Raw genomic sequence first — 14,657 nt, 5'->3', positions numbered from 1 at the left:
CTCCTCTGAATGCTGCGAAGATTTAAATAACGGTGCGGGCAGGATTGCCTTGTGCAGTCCGCATAGTACAGGTTATGATGAGGAACAGAAGGACATGACTTCCGCCTTGTGAATAAGCTGGTATTACAGTGGAACGTCTGGAATTATAAAGGTAATGGAGGTTCAAGGTCATGGAAATATTGAAACAGCGGATTTTGGAGGAAGGGGTCGTCATTTCGGATCAGGTGCTGAAGCTGGACGGTCTGCTCAACCACCAGGTTGATCCGATGCTGACGATGGAAATGGGACGGGAGTTTGCCCGCAGATTTGCTGAGGCTGGAGTGACACGAGTAGTTACCGTGGAGTCTTCGGGTATTGCCGTGGCATTTGCCACCGCTTATGAGATGAAGGTGCCGCTGGTCTTTGCCCGGCGCAAAAAAACGCTGCTCGCTGATCCCGATGCCTTATGCGAACGGGTGCCGTCTTTTACCAAAGGGATTGTCACGGACATTATGCTGTCCCGCCAATACATCTCGGAGAATGACAAAATCCTATTTATCGACGATATTATCGCCAACGGAGACGCCGCGCGCGGCCTGATCAAGATTATCCAGCGTTCCGGCGCTGAACTTGTGGGTCTGGGCGTAGTGGTCGAGAAAAGCTTCCAGGCCGGCGCCCGCACAATCCGGGAACAGGGTATCCGTCTGGAGTCGCTTGTCGATATTACCTCACTTAGTGAGGGAACGATTACTTTCGGGTAAGATTTAAGTGACAAATACAGGAACATAGCCTATTTTTGAAACATCTGCTTTTCACCCTATAAGTTTTCCTTTATAATAAAAATAGACATGAGAGAGGAGGCGTCACAATGGGGAAAGAACCGGTGACAGAGCAATTTTTTATTGATAAACTAACCGAGGCTAAGGATCACTTCGAACGTGCGCTGGATTGCAAACACACGGAGTTCGACGATTTGTATCCCTATATGATCGAACATCCTCAGTTTTTCTGGTACAAACGCTACGTAGCTTGGTCGGAGCTTCTGACAATCACAAGTTTGTGTGAAGAGCTGTCCTTCAACTGGAGACAGAAATTCACGGATCATCAGGTAGAATATCTGGAACAACGGGTGATGTCCGCTAAAGTTCTTGACTTCTGGTTTGAGAAGAATGAAGCGCTGATATAAGAACTTCATAAGACATACAGACTTACCCAAATCGTAACTAGACCCGGATGATTTATCATTTGGGTCTTTTTCATGATTCGATTTAGGCAAATATTGGACAAGCTAAGGACAGAGAGGGGAGTAGAACAATTATGATCAGTGATGAACAGCTGGATGCCTACCGGATTTCCGGTGAAAAGATACGTGTTGTGCGGGATGGACTGGAGAGCAATGATGTCAAGGGGATTGTGCTGGCCTGGGATGAGTCCCAGGTAATGATCCGGCGTCCGAATAAGCGTGTTGTGAAGCTGGACCGGAACTACCTGTATCAGCCGTTCAGCGAGCCGAGACCGGAAGCAGATACTTTGTAAAAAGCAAACGGGATACGCTAGATGCCGTTTTTAAATACAGCTTTACACTCAGCTGAGTACGCTGCAGAGCGTACTTTTGCTGATTTTGCAGGACCCTTACATTGAACTGCCTAAGGAGGAGCATATGAACCATCAGAATAAAATCTCTGTCGTCACCGGCGGTGCTAACGGAATTGGACGCTGTATTACGGAGGAGCTGCTGAAGGCGGGAGCGGCGGTTGCCTGCATAGATACCGATCTTGCGGCCGGACGCTGGCTGGAGGAGCAGTATGGGGCGGAGCGGCTGTTTTTCTATCCGGGAGATATTGCTGAGCGTTCGGTCATTGAGGATTTCACCGCACAGGTTATCAGCAGATTCGGACACGTAGATTACCTGATTAACAATGCCTGCATCAGCAAAAAAGGACTGCTGTCGGAGTGCAGCTACGAGGATTTCGAATATGTGCAGCGGATCGGGGTAACTGCGCCATATTATTTGACACTGCGGCTTAAGGAATATTTCGCTCCGGGAGCGTCCATTGTGAATATTTCTTCAAGCCGGGAGCGCATGTCCCAGCCGGATACGGAGAGCTATACTGCCGCCAAAGGCGGCATTGGTGCGTTGACCCACGGCCTTAGTGTAAGTCTGGCCGGTAAAGCCAGGGTGAATGCGATCAGCCCCGGTTGGATTGATACCACTGCCTATCATGGTACGGGAGAAGCAGCGGACCCGGTTCATTCGGAGCCGGACCGGCTGCAGCACCCGGCCGGACGTGTAGGAGCACCGCCGGATATCGCTGCTATGGTGCTTTTCCTGTGCAGTGATGCTGCAGGATTCATCAGCGGGGAGAATATAAATATCGATGGCGGTATGTCCAAGCTGATGATCTACCACGGGGATGAAGGCTGGACGTATGAACCGGGAGGTCCGTTATGAAGCTGCCTGTAATTAAGAATGCGCGGGAGTTAGCCGATCTGGTGCGTGAGATCGGTTTCCTTCCTTTATTCCGCTGTGAGATTGATGGTTTCTCCCTGCAGGAATGCACGCCTGCGGGCTACTGGTTCGTGAAGGATGTGGAAGGACCGTGGGAATGGCGTGAGGAAGTTGCCGCAGGGGGCGAGATCGCTTATGCGAAGCTTTTTAACAAAAAAGCCGGGTTTATCAGCAAAGCGTGGTACCCTGACTTCGCCAATTACCGCAGGGACGGATACGACTTCGACGCCAGATATGATGATGGACTAGCCTCCATGCCCAGCAAACAAATTATGGATGTGTTAATGGAACACAGTGAGGGACTGCTCTCCAATGAGCTTAAGCAGCTGGCCGGCTTCGGGAAAAACGGGGCCAAGGGCTTCGATACCGCAATGACGCATCTGCAGATGCAGACCTATATTACAGCGAGCAGATTCGAATACAAGCAGGACAAAGAAGGCCGTCCGTACGGCTGGGGAGTCGGGCGGTATGCGATGAGTGAGCATGTATACGGGGAAGAATGGGTCACCTCGCGTTACGCTGATAAGCCCGCGGAATCGAAATCACGGATTGCTGAGCATGTGGCGAAGCTGTTCCCGGATGCGGGGATGAAGGAGATTGAAAAGGTCATTAAGTAGAGGAGCGCCGCGCCCGATACAGATTGAATTTTTGATTTTTTCGAATTTGGGGTTGCCGTGGCTACAGAGAATAGGTGAACATCCGGCTGCTATTGCCACAAATATTTCTTATCCCGATATTTGTACCGGAGATCACATTGCTTATTAAAATCCTGCACAGAATACAACATTTCCCTCCGTAATTCGGCCCTAATCCAAAATTGTTGTATAAAAGGCAACATCTCTCTTTGTTCTAGCGGTTTGGTGGAGGAATTATTGTATTTCATACAACAATCTGTCCGAATGCCCAGGTATCGAGGTATCAAAGTTGCAATACGTACAACAATTATGCCTATGTAGTGTTAATTTAACAATCTCAGGCTCGCTCTGCGGACAACGGGACAGGTATGAGGAAATGGAATGGTTCCGCTTTTGTTCAAATTCAAACTATATGGAACCTCTAGGAAGTGTAGGTCCACAAAGAGCCTCGTCCAGTAAATAGGACGAGGCTCTTTGTGGATTAACCAGTAACTGCCTAGAAGGACAAGGCCATCTGTTCCACCCGTTCTTCTCTGGGAAGAACGGAGGCAAGCTCGGCACCCAGCCCGAGATAAGCGCGCATGCGCAGCATCATTTCGTTGCGGAAGCCGGGCCAAAGGATATGGATATCCCCGGAGTATCCCCGGCAGGTATACTCGGCCGTAACTCCGCGCTGATCCTGGCGGATGGTATTGATCTTCAGCTGATGCGAAGTAAGCTCACGGGTAACCTCCTGCAGCATCAGCGAAGTCTTCTTCGTGGCGCTGGAGACGAGCTCCATGTAGAGCTGTGGAGTCTTGAAGAGACCGCTCTTACCAATAACTCGGCAATCGCGCTCAAACACTTTATGGATAAACGTTAGCAGCAGATAGCTTCTGACAAGGGACAATTCGTCTTTGGTTATATCTTCAGGAAGTGTTGGTGTGATTAGGGTGTTTCTCTTGGTAGTCGCCATATAAATCACCTCATTTATAGTATGCGAACCTTTGTTCTCATTATACATCTTTTGGGTAAGTAAATGCAATATTCATCTTGAAAATTATTGGAAATAATCAAAAATTAAAAAAAAGATAAAAAGGTTGACTCTGAAATCCCAGCATGATAAGATCTATCTTGTGACTGCGTAAGCAAGTCAACCTAATATGCGGTCATGGCGGAATTGGCAGACGCGCTGGCTTCAGGTGCCAGTGATAGCAATATCGTGGAGGTTCGAGTCCTCTTGACCGCATCATATTTAATAAATACAGGTTCTGAATCGGCTGTTTATAGCTGGTTTAGAGCCTGTTTTTTTATGGGCAGATAGCTGAGGACGTTGCTCATCCCTTGGGCCGATGATACTTATGCCATTCCCGAAAGCTCCCCCTTATCCAAGAGGCGTCCCCTCCAATGCAGTGACGCTACCTTTCATATTCAACATTTCCCATAGTTCTATCTCATGTTGGCCGGATAATCCAATTACGATTTGAATACCGGCTGTTTGCCGAATAGATCGCTCAGCGTGCTGGAAATATCCTGCGAATCATCTTCACTAAATTGAGTGATTGCGACCCTTAGCGCAGTAAAGAGCATGGCTGCCCGGATGTGTATGAAATACTGCCAGCTCCTGTCGTCCATACCAACAGCTTCTTTAATAAAGTTCAGTTTTTCTCCGATTACAAAGGATAACCGGGTTTGAAACTCCCCATACAGATTTGCTTTTACCAAGGATAAAAAGAGAGCTTTTTGGGGAAGCCAGATATCAAATAAAGCTTTAACTACTATACTGGAATCGGTATGCGGCCCCATACGCCGGATTAATTCATCGAATACTGACTCCATTTGGTACAGCACAACATCTGATTTATCGTCAAACAGCCGATAGAAGGTTGCTCTGCCCACGCCGGACGTGTTGATAATCTGTGTGATGGAGATATCTTTATAATCCTGTATTAGCATCAAATCTTCCATGCCTTTGCAAATAAGTTTTGCGGATTGTGTTTTTCGCTTATCCTTTCCGATACGATACATTACGCTCACTCCTGTTCCACTTCTGCATTTCGGGTTTTTTTCATTTGTATTTATGATACATTTGTATCACAGGATCGTTTTTTTTAGCAAGCTGAAATTGATACCGATTAGTCGTCATGCACAGTGATTCTATCCAGCATATATATACACAAGTGGAGGAGTGGCTCTATGAATAATTCATCGCTTATTCTAAAAGATAACGATCCCCGCGTCCTCAAGGCACGGAATGCAGAACAGAAATTGCTTGATTATTATCAGCTTGACGCGGAAATCCGCCACATTCCGTTCGGCAATTTCGGATATACAATCAGAGTGACCGAGATTGGACACGGAGAGCCTGTTGTTCTTGTTCCCGGCAATACCGGCGATACCTTCCCGCTGATTCCCTTGATGGCCCATTTGACCGGCCGGCGTATAATCGCCATCAACCGTCCGGGCGGTGGAATGAGTGACGGCATGGACCACCGGAATATTAACTTCAGAGAATTTGCGGTTCAAACGGTTATAAGTGTGTTGGACGAGCTCAAGCTTGACCGGGTTCCGATTATAGCTCATTCCATCGGCGGGCACATGAGTATTCTGACAGCGATCGACCGTCCGGAACGTGTATCCAGTCTTGTACTGCTAGGCGTACCAGGGAACCTGATTAGCACAAGACCGCCGGCCGCGCTGCGTGCACTTTCCATACCTGGTCTGAACAATGTCCTGTACAAGCTGGTTATGTCCAAGAAACCGGATAAATCGTTGGAAAGCCTGCGTTTTATGGGGCATTCTGAGGAAACACTGGAGAAGCTGCCCAGTGAACTCGCAGACTGCTACTATTATTTTCAACAGCTTCCCAACTATAAAATTTCGAGTCTCAGTCTCATGCGCCGTATTAACACCATGTGGGGCTCTCAGCCGGATGTCATGCTGCAAAAAGAAGAGCTGAATCGTGTGCAGCAACCAACGATGTTCCTGTGGGGTACAAATGATCCGTTTGGCAGCATTGACATTGGAGAGGAGGTTGCCTCTTGTTTTCAACGGCCGGAGTTTCATGCCTTGCAGAATGCCGGGCATCTTCCGTGGCTGGATAAGCCGGAGGAATGTGGTTCGCTTGCCATGAAGTTTATGGAACAGTGCAGATCTTGAAATCTTGATAAAGAAAGGGAGGGCTTGCGATGGAGCAAAATACAAAAAGAAAACTTCTAAGCACCATCGGATTTGGGCTATTATTTGTTCTTGTTTTTGGAATTGTACTAGTGTTGATGATCAGCAGTGATGAACGCTGGTATGGTTATCTGATTCTGGCTGCCTGCGCCGGCTTCCTCATTACCCTGAGAAGAATGAAATTATGGCATGGATGGAGAGTTCCGCTATGTTGGATATTAGCGCTTGTCATCGTATGGAGCGGCTTGTATGCTGGCCAACCTTCGATGAATATTCAGCCCTACACCGCTATGAATCTGGAACAACCAAGCGTTCCATATCAGCTATTGCTGAATCATGTAACCATTGTGGATACACAAAACGGTCAATTAACCTCTAACATGAGCATCCTGACTAAGGAGGGGACAATCATCGACATTGCACCGGCTGGAAGCATTAAGACAGGCGAAGACACGAAGATTGTTGAGGCCACCGGGAAGTATGCGGTGCCCGGGTACCTGAACATGCACATGCACGTGCTGGGAGATGAGAAGACCCCGGAAGTTATGTCTCTGCTGCTTGCTAACGGTGTTACCGGCTTCAGACAGATGAGTGGTTCAGCCGACCAGTTGAAGGCATGGAGAGCCGGTGCCTATACCAGTTCTACGGAAGAGCCGGCACTGCTCGCGATGCCTGGCGATGTGTTAACACCGATCAACGCGCCTACGCCAAAGGTTGCAGTGGAATTCGTTCGAGAGCAGCAAAAGGAAGGGGCTGGCTTTATAAAAGCGGGGGCTGTTACACCAGAAGTATTTGATGCCGTCCAAGCGGAGGCGAACAAATTAAATCTTGCGTTTGTAGGCCATGTGCTTCCGGATTTGGACTTGAAGGAGGCTTCGAAAAACGGATTTTATAGTGTCGAACATTTCGGAATCAACAACGGGGCGCTAATCTCTACCTCAACTGATGAGAACAACTTGAGAGCAGAGGCCACAGGACTTCCCTCCATCACGTCAAATCCAGTCTTCGTGCAATTCATGAAGATAAAGGGTGTTAGAGATTTTGTGAACGAGCAAGTCGTCAAGTTAGCTATTGAGACTTCCGGGGGCGAAGAGGATTCCGCAGTACTGCAACATTTGATTGACACTTACAGTGAAGAGAAGGCCATTCAGCTTGCCGGTGTATTCGTTGAAAACAACACATGGCAAACCCCGACTCTGGTACGTATGCATTTAGGTCTATTCTCAAATGATAGTGATCCAACCATTGCACAAGGGCTCTACGATCTTTATTTGAAATTGGCAAAGACCTATGATTCCAAAGGCGTTAAGATGATGGTTGGCACAGATGAAGGCGGCGGAGTTAATTGGCGTAATGCAGGTAACTCTATTCATCAGGAATTTGATGAACTCGAAAAAGCGGGTATCTCACCTCTTCACGTTCTCCAAATGGCTACCCTTAACGGAGCGGAGTTTCTGGGGCGTTTGGATGATATGGGCACAGTGGAGGCAGGTAAGAATGCGGATTTAGTGATATTGGATGCCAATCCCTTGGAGAGTGTTCAGAATCTTCATAAGATAGATGCTGTTATACGTGCAGGTTCTTATCACGGACAAGAAGAGCTGAATTCTATTAAGAAAAATGAAAGGCCAAGTGACAACTGAAGGAATACGAAATCGATAAACTCCGGCATAATTACCCGTTAGGGGTATTTTATGCTTTTCTTTTTGTGTGAATAAACACAGAATGATGGAAAGGACGCTTTACATATTAGGAAGTGAGTGATACTATGATGGAAAGTTAACTTTACATATGCGAGGTGAAGGTATGGATAACAGGCTGGAGCAGCTTCGGAAGGAGCGGGGAATTAAACAGGAAGAGCTGGCTGAGGCGCTGGAGGTCTCCAGACAGACTATCGGTTCGCTTGAGAACGGGAGGTATAACCCGTCCATCATTCTGGCCTTCAAAATCGCCCGCTATTTCAAACTGGCCATTGAGGATATTTTTATCTATGAGGAGGAATCCGAATGAAGATGGACAAGAAGATCTGGCTGTTTTCTTTTCTGCTGCTGCTTGGGGGGATTCTGGCTGCTGCCGGGCTTCTGACGATGAATGAAAGTACAGAGAGACTAGCCGGGTTAGGTCTTGGTATAGGCTCGGGGCTGTTCAGTATGAGTGCCGCCCAGCTTATCATTCAGTGTTATTATGCCAAGCACCCCAAGCTAAGGAAGCAGGCTGTCATTGAACTGCGCGACGAACGCCACACGGCCATCCGGATGAAAGCGAAGGCCAAAGCCTTCGATGTTATGATTGTGGTTATGATTGCGCTGCCGTTTCTGTTCATATTTGGCGGGACCGCTCTGTGGGTAGTGCTGTCGACCATCGGACTATATGTTTTCGGCTGTTTCCTGCAGCTGTTCTACATCCGTAAGTACAGTAAGCAGATGTAACCGGACTAGTGGAAGAGTAAGACGATGTTCTATATTTGACTGGAGGAATTTCTGATGGATGTGCCCGTTAAGAACAGGATGCATTGGGAGTTAACCTATATTTTCCTGCTTACTGGTCTCATCATACTGCTGGCAGCTGCCGTTCGCGGATGTTCAGAGCAGATGGCTGTTGCAGGATTTGCAGCAGCCTTAGCGCTAAATTGTTGGGTCTGGAAGCAGACTGTCAGCCGGACTGTGGTCTATTTGCATAATGGCTTGAACATCATCTGTGCAGTTCTGCTGGCGTATCTGCTGTCAGCCTACGTATTCGTCTCGGACAGTACGGTCATTGGCGCTGCCTTCGGAGTTGTAGTCATGGATGTGTTCAGCTTCACCAAGAGAGGCGGCTTCACGCTCAACGCCAGATTAATGGAGCGTAAGAATACAGCCGTCCGCCTATCGGTCTGCCTTCCGGTTCCCGGGAAGCGGGGGCTCATTCCGGTCATCGGTACAGGGGATCTAGTCTTCTATTCATTGCTGACAATAGTTCCCCTGCAATCCGTCAATAGAGCAGGACCACTCATTGCAGTCTTACCTGTCCTGGCAGGCCAGCTGCTGAACCTGGCAATTATTGCGGCCTTGAAGAATAGAGCAGGCTTCAAAGGGTTTCCTGCTACCCTAATGCCGGGCTTGCTGTTTATTGCTGTAGTTCTACCGGGCATTCAGCCTTAATAAGCAGTACCCAGCCCCTGCGGCCATGCCGCGGGGGCTTTCTCTGTTCGTGCTGAAATGCTGCCGTTCTTACCCGCGCCTGACTTCAAAAACAGCTGAAATTCGCAGCGCAGAATTGTATTGACGCCCGAGCAACTAACATGTTAATATTTTCCCGAGACAAACTAACATGTCAGTGAGGCTGTATAGCATGTTAGCATGTTATTCATATATTCCTATTACAGGAGGTTATTTTGTGGATGTGGCTAATGTTGTAATCGGTTTCATTATGGTTTTATCATTTTTTGGATTGGTGTGGTATTGCGTCAAGGGGTATAACCTCATGGTGGGTTTCTTCGTCATGTCGGTCCTGTGGACCTCGATTGCCCTGATCGGCAATTCTATTCATCCAACCTCCGTTATGGAGGGCAAGACCTTTATTGATGTCCTGACGAACGTCTTCCAGACGGGTCCGGAGAACTACGGTAAAGCGATTCTGGTTAACATCTTCTTCGGCGCCTTCTTCGGCAGAGTCTTGATCGACACAGGGATTGCTGCAACGCTGATCCGTAAGGTGGTAGAGCTCGGCGGAGACAAACCAAGAATTACGATGTCGCTCTTATGTATTGTTACTGCGGTAATCTTCACCTCTATGACCGGTATCGGTCCGGTAATCTCCATTGCCGTAATCGTATTGCCGATCATGCTGTCGCTGGGTATTCCTTCACCGATTGCCTTATTCTCCTTCATGGGCTCCATCATGGCGGGTATCTTCGGGAACATTGTTAACTTCAAGCAGTATCAGGCTATTTTTGCCACAGCCAATGAAAGTTATGCCAGCTACGACTACAATACATACTTCAAATTCGGCATGATTGCGATGGCGGTCTCCCTGATCGTTGTTCTGGTGGTATCTAACCTGTCCATGAACAAGAAGGTATCCCGTGCCTGGGCAGCCACTCCGGATGCCGGAGCTACGGTTGACGCCCCAGCAATCTCCTGGATTTCCATCATCCTGCCGGTAATCGGTGTGGTGGTGTTCAAACTCCCGATTATCTTCGGATTTATCGTTGCCGGTCTGTTCGCCTTACTGACCTGCGGCAAGTTAAAGGGTGGTTTTGCAAGCGTTTGCAGAATGCTGTCGAAGCAATTCGCGGACGGGGCTATCGATGTGGCGCCGATGATCGGATTCCTGCTCACCCTGTCCATGTTCAATAATGCGGCAACCTATGCTTCCCCTTATTTCAAAACCTTGCTCGACGGTGCAATGCCTCAGACGGCGTTATTGCTCTGTATCGTATTCGCCATCCTGACACCGCTCGGCTTCTTCCGCGGCCCGATGAACCTGGTCGGTTCCGGTTCGGCCATTCTGGCAGTAGTTGTGGCTACCGCAGCCTGGCCTGTACAGTTCCTGTATCCTTTGTTCGCCATCACTACAGTAGCGCCGCAGCATTTGGACGTTACCCAATCCTGGGTAGCCTGGGGCTTCGGATATACGAAGGTTCCGGCCAAGGAATATATGAAGATGTCCATTCCTACAGGCTGGATTATCGGGATTATTCTCTGCGCGATTGTATTCTTCATGTACGGCAATTTGGTGTAGCACCGCTTATGTCTTAACAGAACCGGCTGCTGCGTCCCTGTCCGTCAGGAGCCGGTTATTCAACCTTCAGTACAATTTAATGAAGAGAAACGGAGAAATCATATGGGTAAAATGGTTAGAATGGGGATCGACGTCGGCGGAACACATACAAAAGCAGTTGCCATCGACAACGAAACACATGAAATTATCGGGAAATCGTCCGTCAAGACTACGCATGATCATGCAAGAGGTGTAGCCGCCGGTGTTGTGAAATGTTTTCAGAATTGTCTGAAGGAAAATAACATCAAGCCGGAAGATGTAGTCTTCGTTGCACACAGCACAACGCAGGCAACCAATGCGCTGATTGAAGGTGATATCGCACAGGTTGGCATCATTGGCATGGCTAAGGGCGGTCTTGAAGGCTGGCTGGCCAAACGTCAGACCAAACTGCAGAACATCGATCTGGGCAACAGCAAAGAGATCAAAATCTACAATAGCTTCATTAATATTAAGAAAATGTCCGAAGCCTCCGTGCTGCAGGTCATCGATGATCTTAAGCGTCAGGGTGCACAGGTGATTGTGCCTTCCATGGCTTTTGGCGTAGATAATGGCAGACCTGAAGAGCTCGTCTATAAAGAAGCTGAGAAAAAAGGCATTCCGACCACCATGGCATCCGATATCACCAAATTGTACGGACTCACCCGCAGAACGAGAACGGCAGCGATCAACGCAAGTATTCTGCCCAAGATGCTGGATACCGCCAATTCAACCGAACAGTCCGTAAGGGAAGCCGGCGTCCATGTACCTCTGATGATCATGAGAGGCGACGGCGGGGTTATGGAAATCAGCGAAATGAAGAAACGTCCTGTGCTTACGATGCTGTCGGGTCCCGCAGCCTCAGTTATGGGGTCTTTGATGTATCTGAGAGCCTCTAACGGTGTGTATTTCGAGGTGGGTGGAACCACAACCAATATCGGGGTTATCAAAAACGGCCGTCCGGCCATTGACTATTCCATCGTCGGCGGTCATCCGACCTATGTCAATTCACTGGATGTGCGCGTCCTCGGTGTTGCTGGCGGCTCCATGATCCGGGCGAACAAAAGCGGAGTAGTGGATGTCGGCCCCAGATCGGCACATATCGGCGGATTGGATTATTCGGTATTTACCGACCCGGACAAGATTAAGGGCGCCAAGGTGGAATTTTTCTCACCTAAGCCGGGTGATCCGGCAGATTATGTCGCCATCCGTCTGGAGAACGGGGAGCGTGTGACGATCACGAATTCCTGTGCTGCGAACGTGCTGGGCCTTGTGAAGCCGGAGCATTTCTCCTACGGGAATGTGGAAGCCGCCAGACGGGCGATGCAGGCATTAGCCGATTATTGCGGAACCACGGTCGAGGATATTGCGAAGCAGATTATGGAAAAAGCGTATGCGAAGATCGAACCGATCATCCTGTCGCTGGCCGAGAAATACAAACTGGAGAAAGACCAGATCTCCCTGGTGGGAGTTGGCGGGGGAGCCGCTTCGCTGATCGTCTATTTCTCTGAGAAAATGGGTCTGAAATACAGCATTCCTGAGAATGCAGAGGTGATCTCGTCCATCGGTGTTGCCCTGTCCATGGTGCGGGACGTGGTAGAGCGGATCATTCCGTCACCTTCCAAAGAAGTGATTGCCGCACTCAAAATGGAAGCGATGAACAAGGCGATTCAGAGCGGAGCCACTCCGGAAAGCATCGAGATCCATATCGATATCGATCCGCAGACCTCCAAGGTTACCGCGATTGCTACCGGTTCCACGGAAGTGAAGACGACCGAGCTGCTGAAGGAATGTGATGAAGCGGAGCTCCGCGAGCTGGCCGCGAAGGATATGCGTATTTCCATCGACCGGACACAGCTGCTTGAGAAAACGAGGTATGTCAGCATTTTCGGCGAAAAGGTTGAGAAGGCCGGTGAAGCGGGTGCAGTCCGCATTCTGGACACCAAAGGGTTCATTAAGGTGCAACGAGGCCGGGCGATGGCCCTTAAGACAACTGCCGGAGATTACCTGAATGCCGTCAAAAAGCTCTGGGAGGCTATGGCCGTCTACCAGACTGAACTGATTGCCCGGCCGGACTTCTATCTGTGTATCGGTGCCCGGGTGATGGACTTTACCGCTTCCGATTTCGAACAGCTGGAGCTGCTGATGGATATCGAAATTTCCACGTTTGAGCCGGATACGGAGGTTATCGTTGTCGCTGCCAATGTCAAGCAGAGCTGACGCTAATCTATTGAAATTATTCATAGCCATATTAATGAAGGAATAAAGAATGGGGGCAGCATGCAGGTGCAGATGAAGCTGGGTGTAATGATGCGTGATTTGCTGCAGGTAGAGGATGAGGCTTGGGGGCTGTACGCTTTTTCCAGGGACATTCTGAACCGGCGCATTCTGCCTGAAACCAAGACAGAGATGGTTGCCAAAGCTAATGCCTGCGGCAAAGCCTATGCACAGAGGATCATCCGTGAATACGGAACCCGTGATGTCCGCGTGATGGCGGACAAATTGAAGCTGAAGCTAGAATTTCAAAGTGCGCTTATGACAGGGAAACGTGTGCTATTTGCCTGCTATACCCCGCCGTACACAATCGAAATTATGGAGGAGCCTGTGCGCAGAGCGGCGGAGCTGGTCCAGGAGGAAGAGCCGGCGCTAGTTGAACTTTTTCAGCAAGCTGGTATAATGAATACTATCCTTGGACACGAAATTTTTCATTTTGTAGAAGACCAGTTTGCACATGAAATCTACACCCGGACTGAGAAGATTCTGCTATGGAACCTGCTTGGGTTCAAGAATTATTCTACAATACGCACCTTGAGTGAAGTAGGAGCCATGGCCTTTACACAGGAACTGAATAGACTCAGCTACCCGCCGTTTATTCTGGATGTTCTGTTGTATTACAGCTATGATGCTGCCAGTGCGGAGAAAATATATCGTGATGTACTAGGAGTGAGTTCAGGAAGGTGTAGGGAACCCGTTGAAGATTATTAATAACAGTAATTCACTAAATGATGTAACTTACAATAAAATAAGAGAAGACATCATGAATATGACGTTGGAGCCGGGAATGGATGTCAGTGTGCAGAAGCTCTCTGAACGCTATGGCGTAAGCCGGACACCGGTACGGGAAGCAGTAGTCCGCCTTCAACAGTCTGGACTGGTGGAAATATATCCTCAGCGCAAAACAGTAGTCTCCAAAATTGATCTGCAGCGGGTCCGCGAGGAATGGTTCATCCGCACATCGCTTGAATCTGCCGTGATTGATGAATTCATCCGCAAGTGCAGTGAGCTTGTAGCAGATACGATGCAGGAACTGATTAACAAACAGAAGAAATATATGGATAAGAAATATTTCCGGGAATTTTACTTCAAGGATAATCGTTTCCACCAGCTGATCTTTCAGACGGCCGGGGAAGAGCTATCCTGGTTCACGATTGAAGAGGTAGCCTCGCACTATAACCGTATCCGTCTGCTCTATGGCAAGATGGAGGGCGTGCAGCAATCCGATATTGATAAACATGTGAAGATGGTAGCGGCCACCCGCAAGCGTGACGTGGAGGGAATGCGCAAGATTGTGATGGAGCATTCCAATACATTGCTGGAACGGGTACAGGTGATGTCCAAGCAATATCCGCAATTCTTCTGAA

At 48.7% G+C, this 14,657-nt stretch carries 16 protein-coding genes and 1 tRNA gene; 15 read left to right on the top strand and 2 right to left on the bottom strand.

What is annotated here, in order from left to right; all coding sequences use genetic code 11:
* Positions 1-170 precede the first annotated feature (170 nt).
* From NYE33_RS28200 to NYE33_RS28180, 5 genes are all read left to right on the top strand, one after another.
* Positions 171-740 (top strand): xanthine phosphoribosyltransferase, encoded by a 570-nt coding sequence (locus NYE33_RS28200; RefSeq protein ID WP_042135769.1) that lies wholly within the window; start codon positions 171-173, stop codon positions 738-740.
* A 107-nt stretch (positions 741-847) separates the two neighbouring features.
* Entirely contained in the window at positions 848-1,165 is a 318-nt protein-coding gene (locus NYE33_RS28195; RefSeq protein ID WP_039309077.1) for a hypothetical protein, read from the top strand.
* Between the two features lie 131 nt (positions 1,166-1,296).
* Positions 1,297-1,515 (top strand): hypothetical protein, encoded by a 219-nt coding sequence (locus tag NYE33_RS28190; protein ID WP_042135771.1) that lies wholly within the window; start codon positions 1,297-1,299, stop codon positions 1,513-1,515.
* A gap of 124 nt (positions 1,516-1,639) precedes the next feature.
* Positions 1,640-2,431, top strand: a complete 792-nt coding sequence (locus NYE33_RS28185; protein ID WP_341068545.1) for an SDR family oxidoreductase — start codon at positions 1,640-1,642, stop codon at positions 2,429-2,431.
* Positions 2,428-3,105: an AlkZ-related protein gene (locus tag NYE33_RS28180; RefSeq protein ID WP_340946824.1), complete on the top strand. Its 678-nt coding sequence runs from the start codon at positions 2,428-2,430 to the stop codon at positions 3,103-3,105. Before NYE33_RS28185 ends, NYE33_RS28180 begins: the two co-directional genes overlap by 4 nt.
* 514 nt (positions 3,106-3,619) lie before the next feature.
* On the opposite strand, the gene NYE33_RS28175 is transcribed toward NYE33_RS28180, so the two are convergent.
* Positions 3,620-4,078, bottom strand: a complete 459-nt coding sequence (locus NYE33_RS28175; RefSeq protein WP_042135775.1) for a hypothetical protein — start codon at positions 4,076-4,078, stop codon at positions 3,620-3,622.
* Between the two features lie 189 nt (positions 4,079-4,267).
* On the opposite strand from NYE33_RS28175, the gene NYE33_RS28170 reads away from it, so the two are divergent.
* Positions 4,268-4,351: transfer RNA gene (locus tag NYE33_RS28170), tRNA-Leu, on the top strand.
* A 227-nt stretch (positions 4,352-4,578) separates the two neighbouring features.
* On the opposite strand, the gene NYE33_RS28165 is transcribed toward NYE33_RS28170, so the two are convergent.
* Positions 4,579-5,130 carry a TetR/AcrR family transcriptional regulator gene (locus tag NYE33_RS28165; RefSeq protein ID WP_042135777.1) on the bottom strand — a complete coding sequence of 184 codons (552 nt, stop codon included), beginning with the start codon at positions 5,128-5,130 and terminating at the stop codon, positions 4,579-4,581.
* A gap of 168 nt (positions 5,131-5,298) precedes the next feature.
* Here NYE33_RS28165 and NYE33_RS28160 point away from each other — a divergent pair, with 168 nt between their 5' ends.
* The 9 genes from NYE33_RS28160 to NYE33_RS28120 all read left to right on the top strand — a co-directional run bounded on the left by NYE33_RS28160 (position 5,299) and on the right by NYE33_RS28120 (position 14,656).
* Positions 5,299-6,261: an alpha/beta fold hydrolase gene (locus NYE33_RS28160; RefSeq protein ID WP_042135779.1), complete on the top strand. Its 963-nt coding sequence runs from the start codon at positions 5,299-5,301 to the stop codon at positions 6,259-6,261.
* Between the two features lie 29 nt (positions 6,262-6,290).
* Positions 6,291-7,922, top strand: a complete 1,632-nt coding sequence (locus tag NYE33_RS28155) for an amidohydrolase family protein (RefSeq protein WP_341068543.1) — start codon at positions 6,291-6,293, stop codon at positions 7,920-7,922.
* 163 nt (positions 7,923-8,085) lie between these two features.
* Positions 8,086-8,289, top strand: coding sequence for a helix-turn-helix transcriptional regulator (locus NYE33_RS28150; RefSeq protein ID WP_042135783.1), 204 nt, complete (start codon positions 8,086-8,088; stop codon positions 8,287-8,289).
* On the top strand, positions 8,286-8,708 hold the full coding sequence (locus NYE33_RS28145; protein ID WP_341068541.1) for a hypothetical protein: 423 nt from the start codon (positions 8,286-8,288) through the stop codon (positions 8,706-8,708). The genes NYE33_RS28150 and NYE33_RS28145 overlap by 4 nt, the downstream gene beginning before the upstream one ends.
* A 54-nt stretch (positions 8,709-8,762) precedes the next feature.
* Complete coding sequence (locus NYE33_RS28140; protein ID WP_341068539.1) at positions 8,763-9,419, top strand: hypothetical protein; 657 nt, start codon at positions 8,763-8,765, stop codon at positions 9,417-9,419.
* Positions 9,420-9,654: 235 nt separating this feature from the next.
* Positions 9,655-11,001 carry a citrate transporter gene (locus NYE33_RS28135; RefSeq protein WP_081956470.1) on the top strand — a complete coding sequence of 449 codons (1,347 nt, stop codon included), beginning with the start codon at positions 9,655-9,657 and terminating at the stop codon, positions 10,999-11,001.
* Positions 11,002-11,103: 102 nt separating this feature from the next.
* Positions 11,104-13,236, top strand: coding sequence for a hydantoinase/oxoprolinase family protein (locus NYE33_RS28130; RefSeq protein WP_042135793.1), 2,133 nt, complete (start codon positions 11,104-11,106; stop codon positions 13,234-13,236).
* A gap of 60 nt (positions 13,237-13,296) precedes the next feature.
* Entirely contained in the window at positions 13,297-14,001 is a 705-nt protein-coding gene (locus tag NYE33_RS28125) for a hypothetical protein (protein WP_341068537.1), read from the top strand.
* Positions 13,988-14,656, top strand: a complete 669-nt coding sequence (locus tag NYE33_RS28120; RefSeq protein ID WP_039309052.1) for a GntR family transcriptional regulator — start codon at positions 13,988-13,990, stop codon at positions 14,654-14,656. The genes NYE33_RS28125 and NYE33_RS28120 overlap by 14 nt, the downstream gene beginning before the upstream one ends.
* Position 14,657: the final 1 nt, after the last annotated feature.

The sequence above is a fragment of the Paenibacillus sp. FSL R10-2199 genome, from assembly GCF_038000235.1.
Taxonomy (GTDB): Bacteria; Bacillota; Bacilli; order Paenibacillales; family Paenibacillaceae; genus Paenibacillus_AQ; species Paenibacillus_AQ phytohabitans.
This window is presented reverse-complemented; position numbering and strand designations above follow the sequence as displayed.

Bases quoted from the DNA above. Each gene is read 5' to 3' on its own strand.
- NYE33_RS28160 (WP_042135779.1), top strand. From the start codon at position 5,299: ATGAATAATTCATCGCTTATTCTAAAAGATAACGATCCCCGCGTCCTC.
- NYE33_RS28190 (WP_042135771.1), top strand. From the start codon at position 1,297: ATGATCAGTGATGAACAGCTGGATGCCTACCGGATTTCCGGTGAAAAG.
- NYE33_RS28165 (WP_042135777.1), bottom strand. From the start codon at position 5,130: ATGTATCGTATCGGAAAGGATAAGCGAAAAACACAATCCGCAAAACTT.
- NYE33_RS28150 (WP_042135783.1), top strand. From the start codon at position 8,086: ATGGATAACAGGCTGGAGCAGCTTCGGAAGGAGCGGGGAATTAAACAG.
- NYE33_RS28185 (WP_341068545.1), top strand. From the start codon at position 1,640: ATGAACCATCAGAATAAAATCTCTGTCGTCACCGGCGGTGCTAACGGA.
- NYE33_RS28140 (WP_341068539.1), top strand. From the start codon at position 8,763: ATGGATGTGCCCGTTAAGAACAGGATGCATTGGGAGTTAACCTATATT.
- NYE33_RS28155 (WP_341068543.1), top strand. From the start codon at position 6,291: ATGGAGCAAAATACAAAAAGAAAACTTCTAAGCACCATCGGATTTGGG.
- NYE33_RS28200 (WP_042135769.1), top strand. From the start codon at position 171: ATGGAAATATTGAAACAGCGGATTTTGGAGGAAGGGGTCGTCATTTCG.
- NYE33_RS28130 (WP_042135793.1), top strand. From the start codon at position 11,104: ATGGGTAAAATGGTTAGAATGGGGATCGACGTCGGCGGAACACATACA.
- NYE33_RS28175 (WP_042135775.1), bottom strand. From the start codon at position 4,078: ATGGCGACTACCAAGAGAAACACCCTAATCACACCAACACTTCCTGAA.
- NYE33_RS28145 (WP_341068541.1), top strand. From the start codon at position 8,286: ATGAAGATGGACAAGAAGATCTGGCTGTTTTCTTTTCTGCTGCTGCTT.
- NYE33_RS28125 (WP_341068537.1), top strand. From the start codon at position 13,297: ATGCAGGTGCAGATGAAGCTGGGTGTAATGATGCGTGATTTGCTGCAG.
- NYE33_RS28195 (WP_039309077.1), top strand. From the start codon at position 848: ATGGGGAAAGAACCGGTGACAGAGCAATTTTTTATTGATAAACTAACC.
- NYE33_RS28180 (WP_340946824.1), top strand. From the start codon at position 2,428: ATGAAGCTGCCTGTAATTAAGAATGCGCGGGAGTTAGCCGATCTGGTG.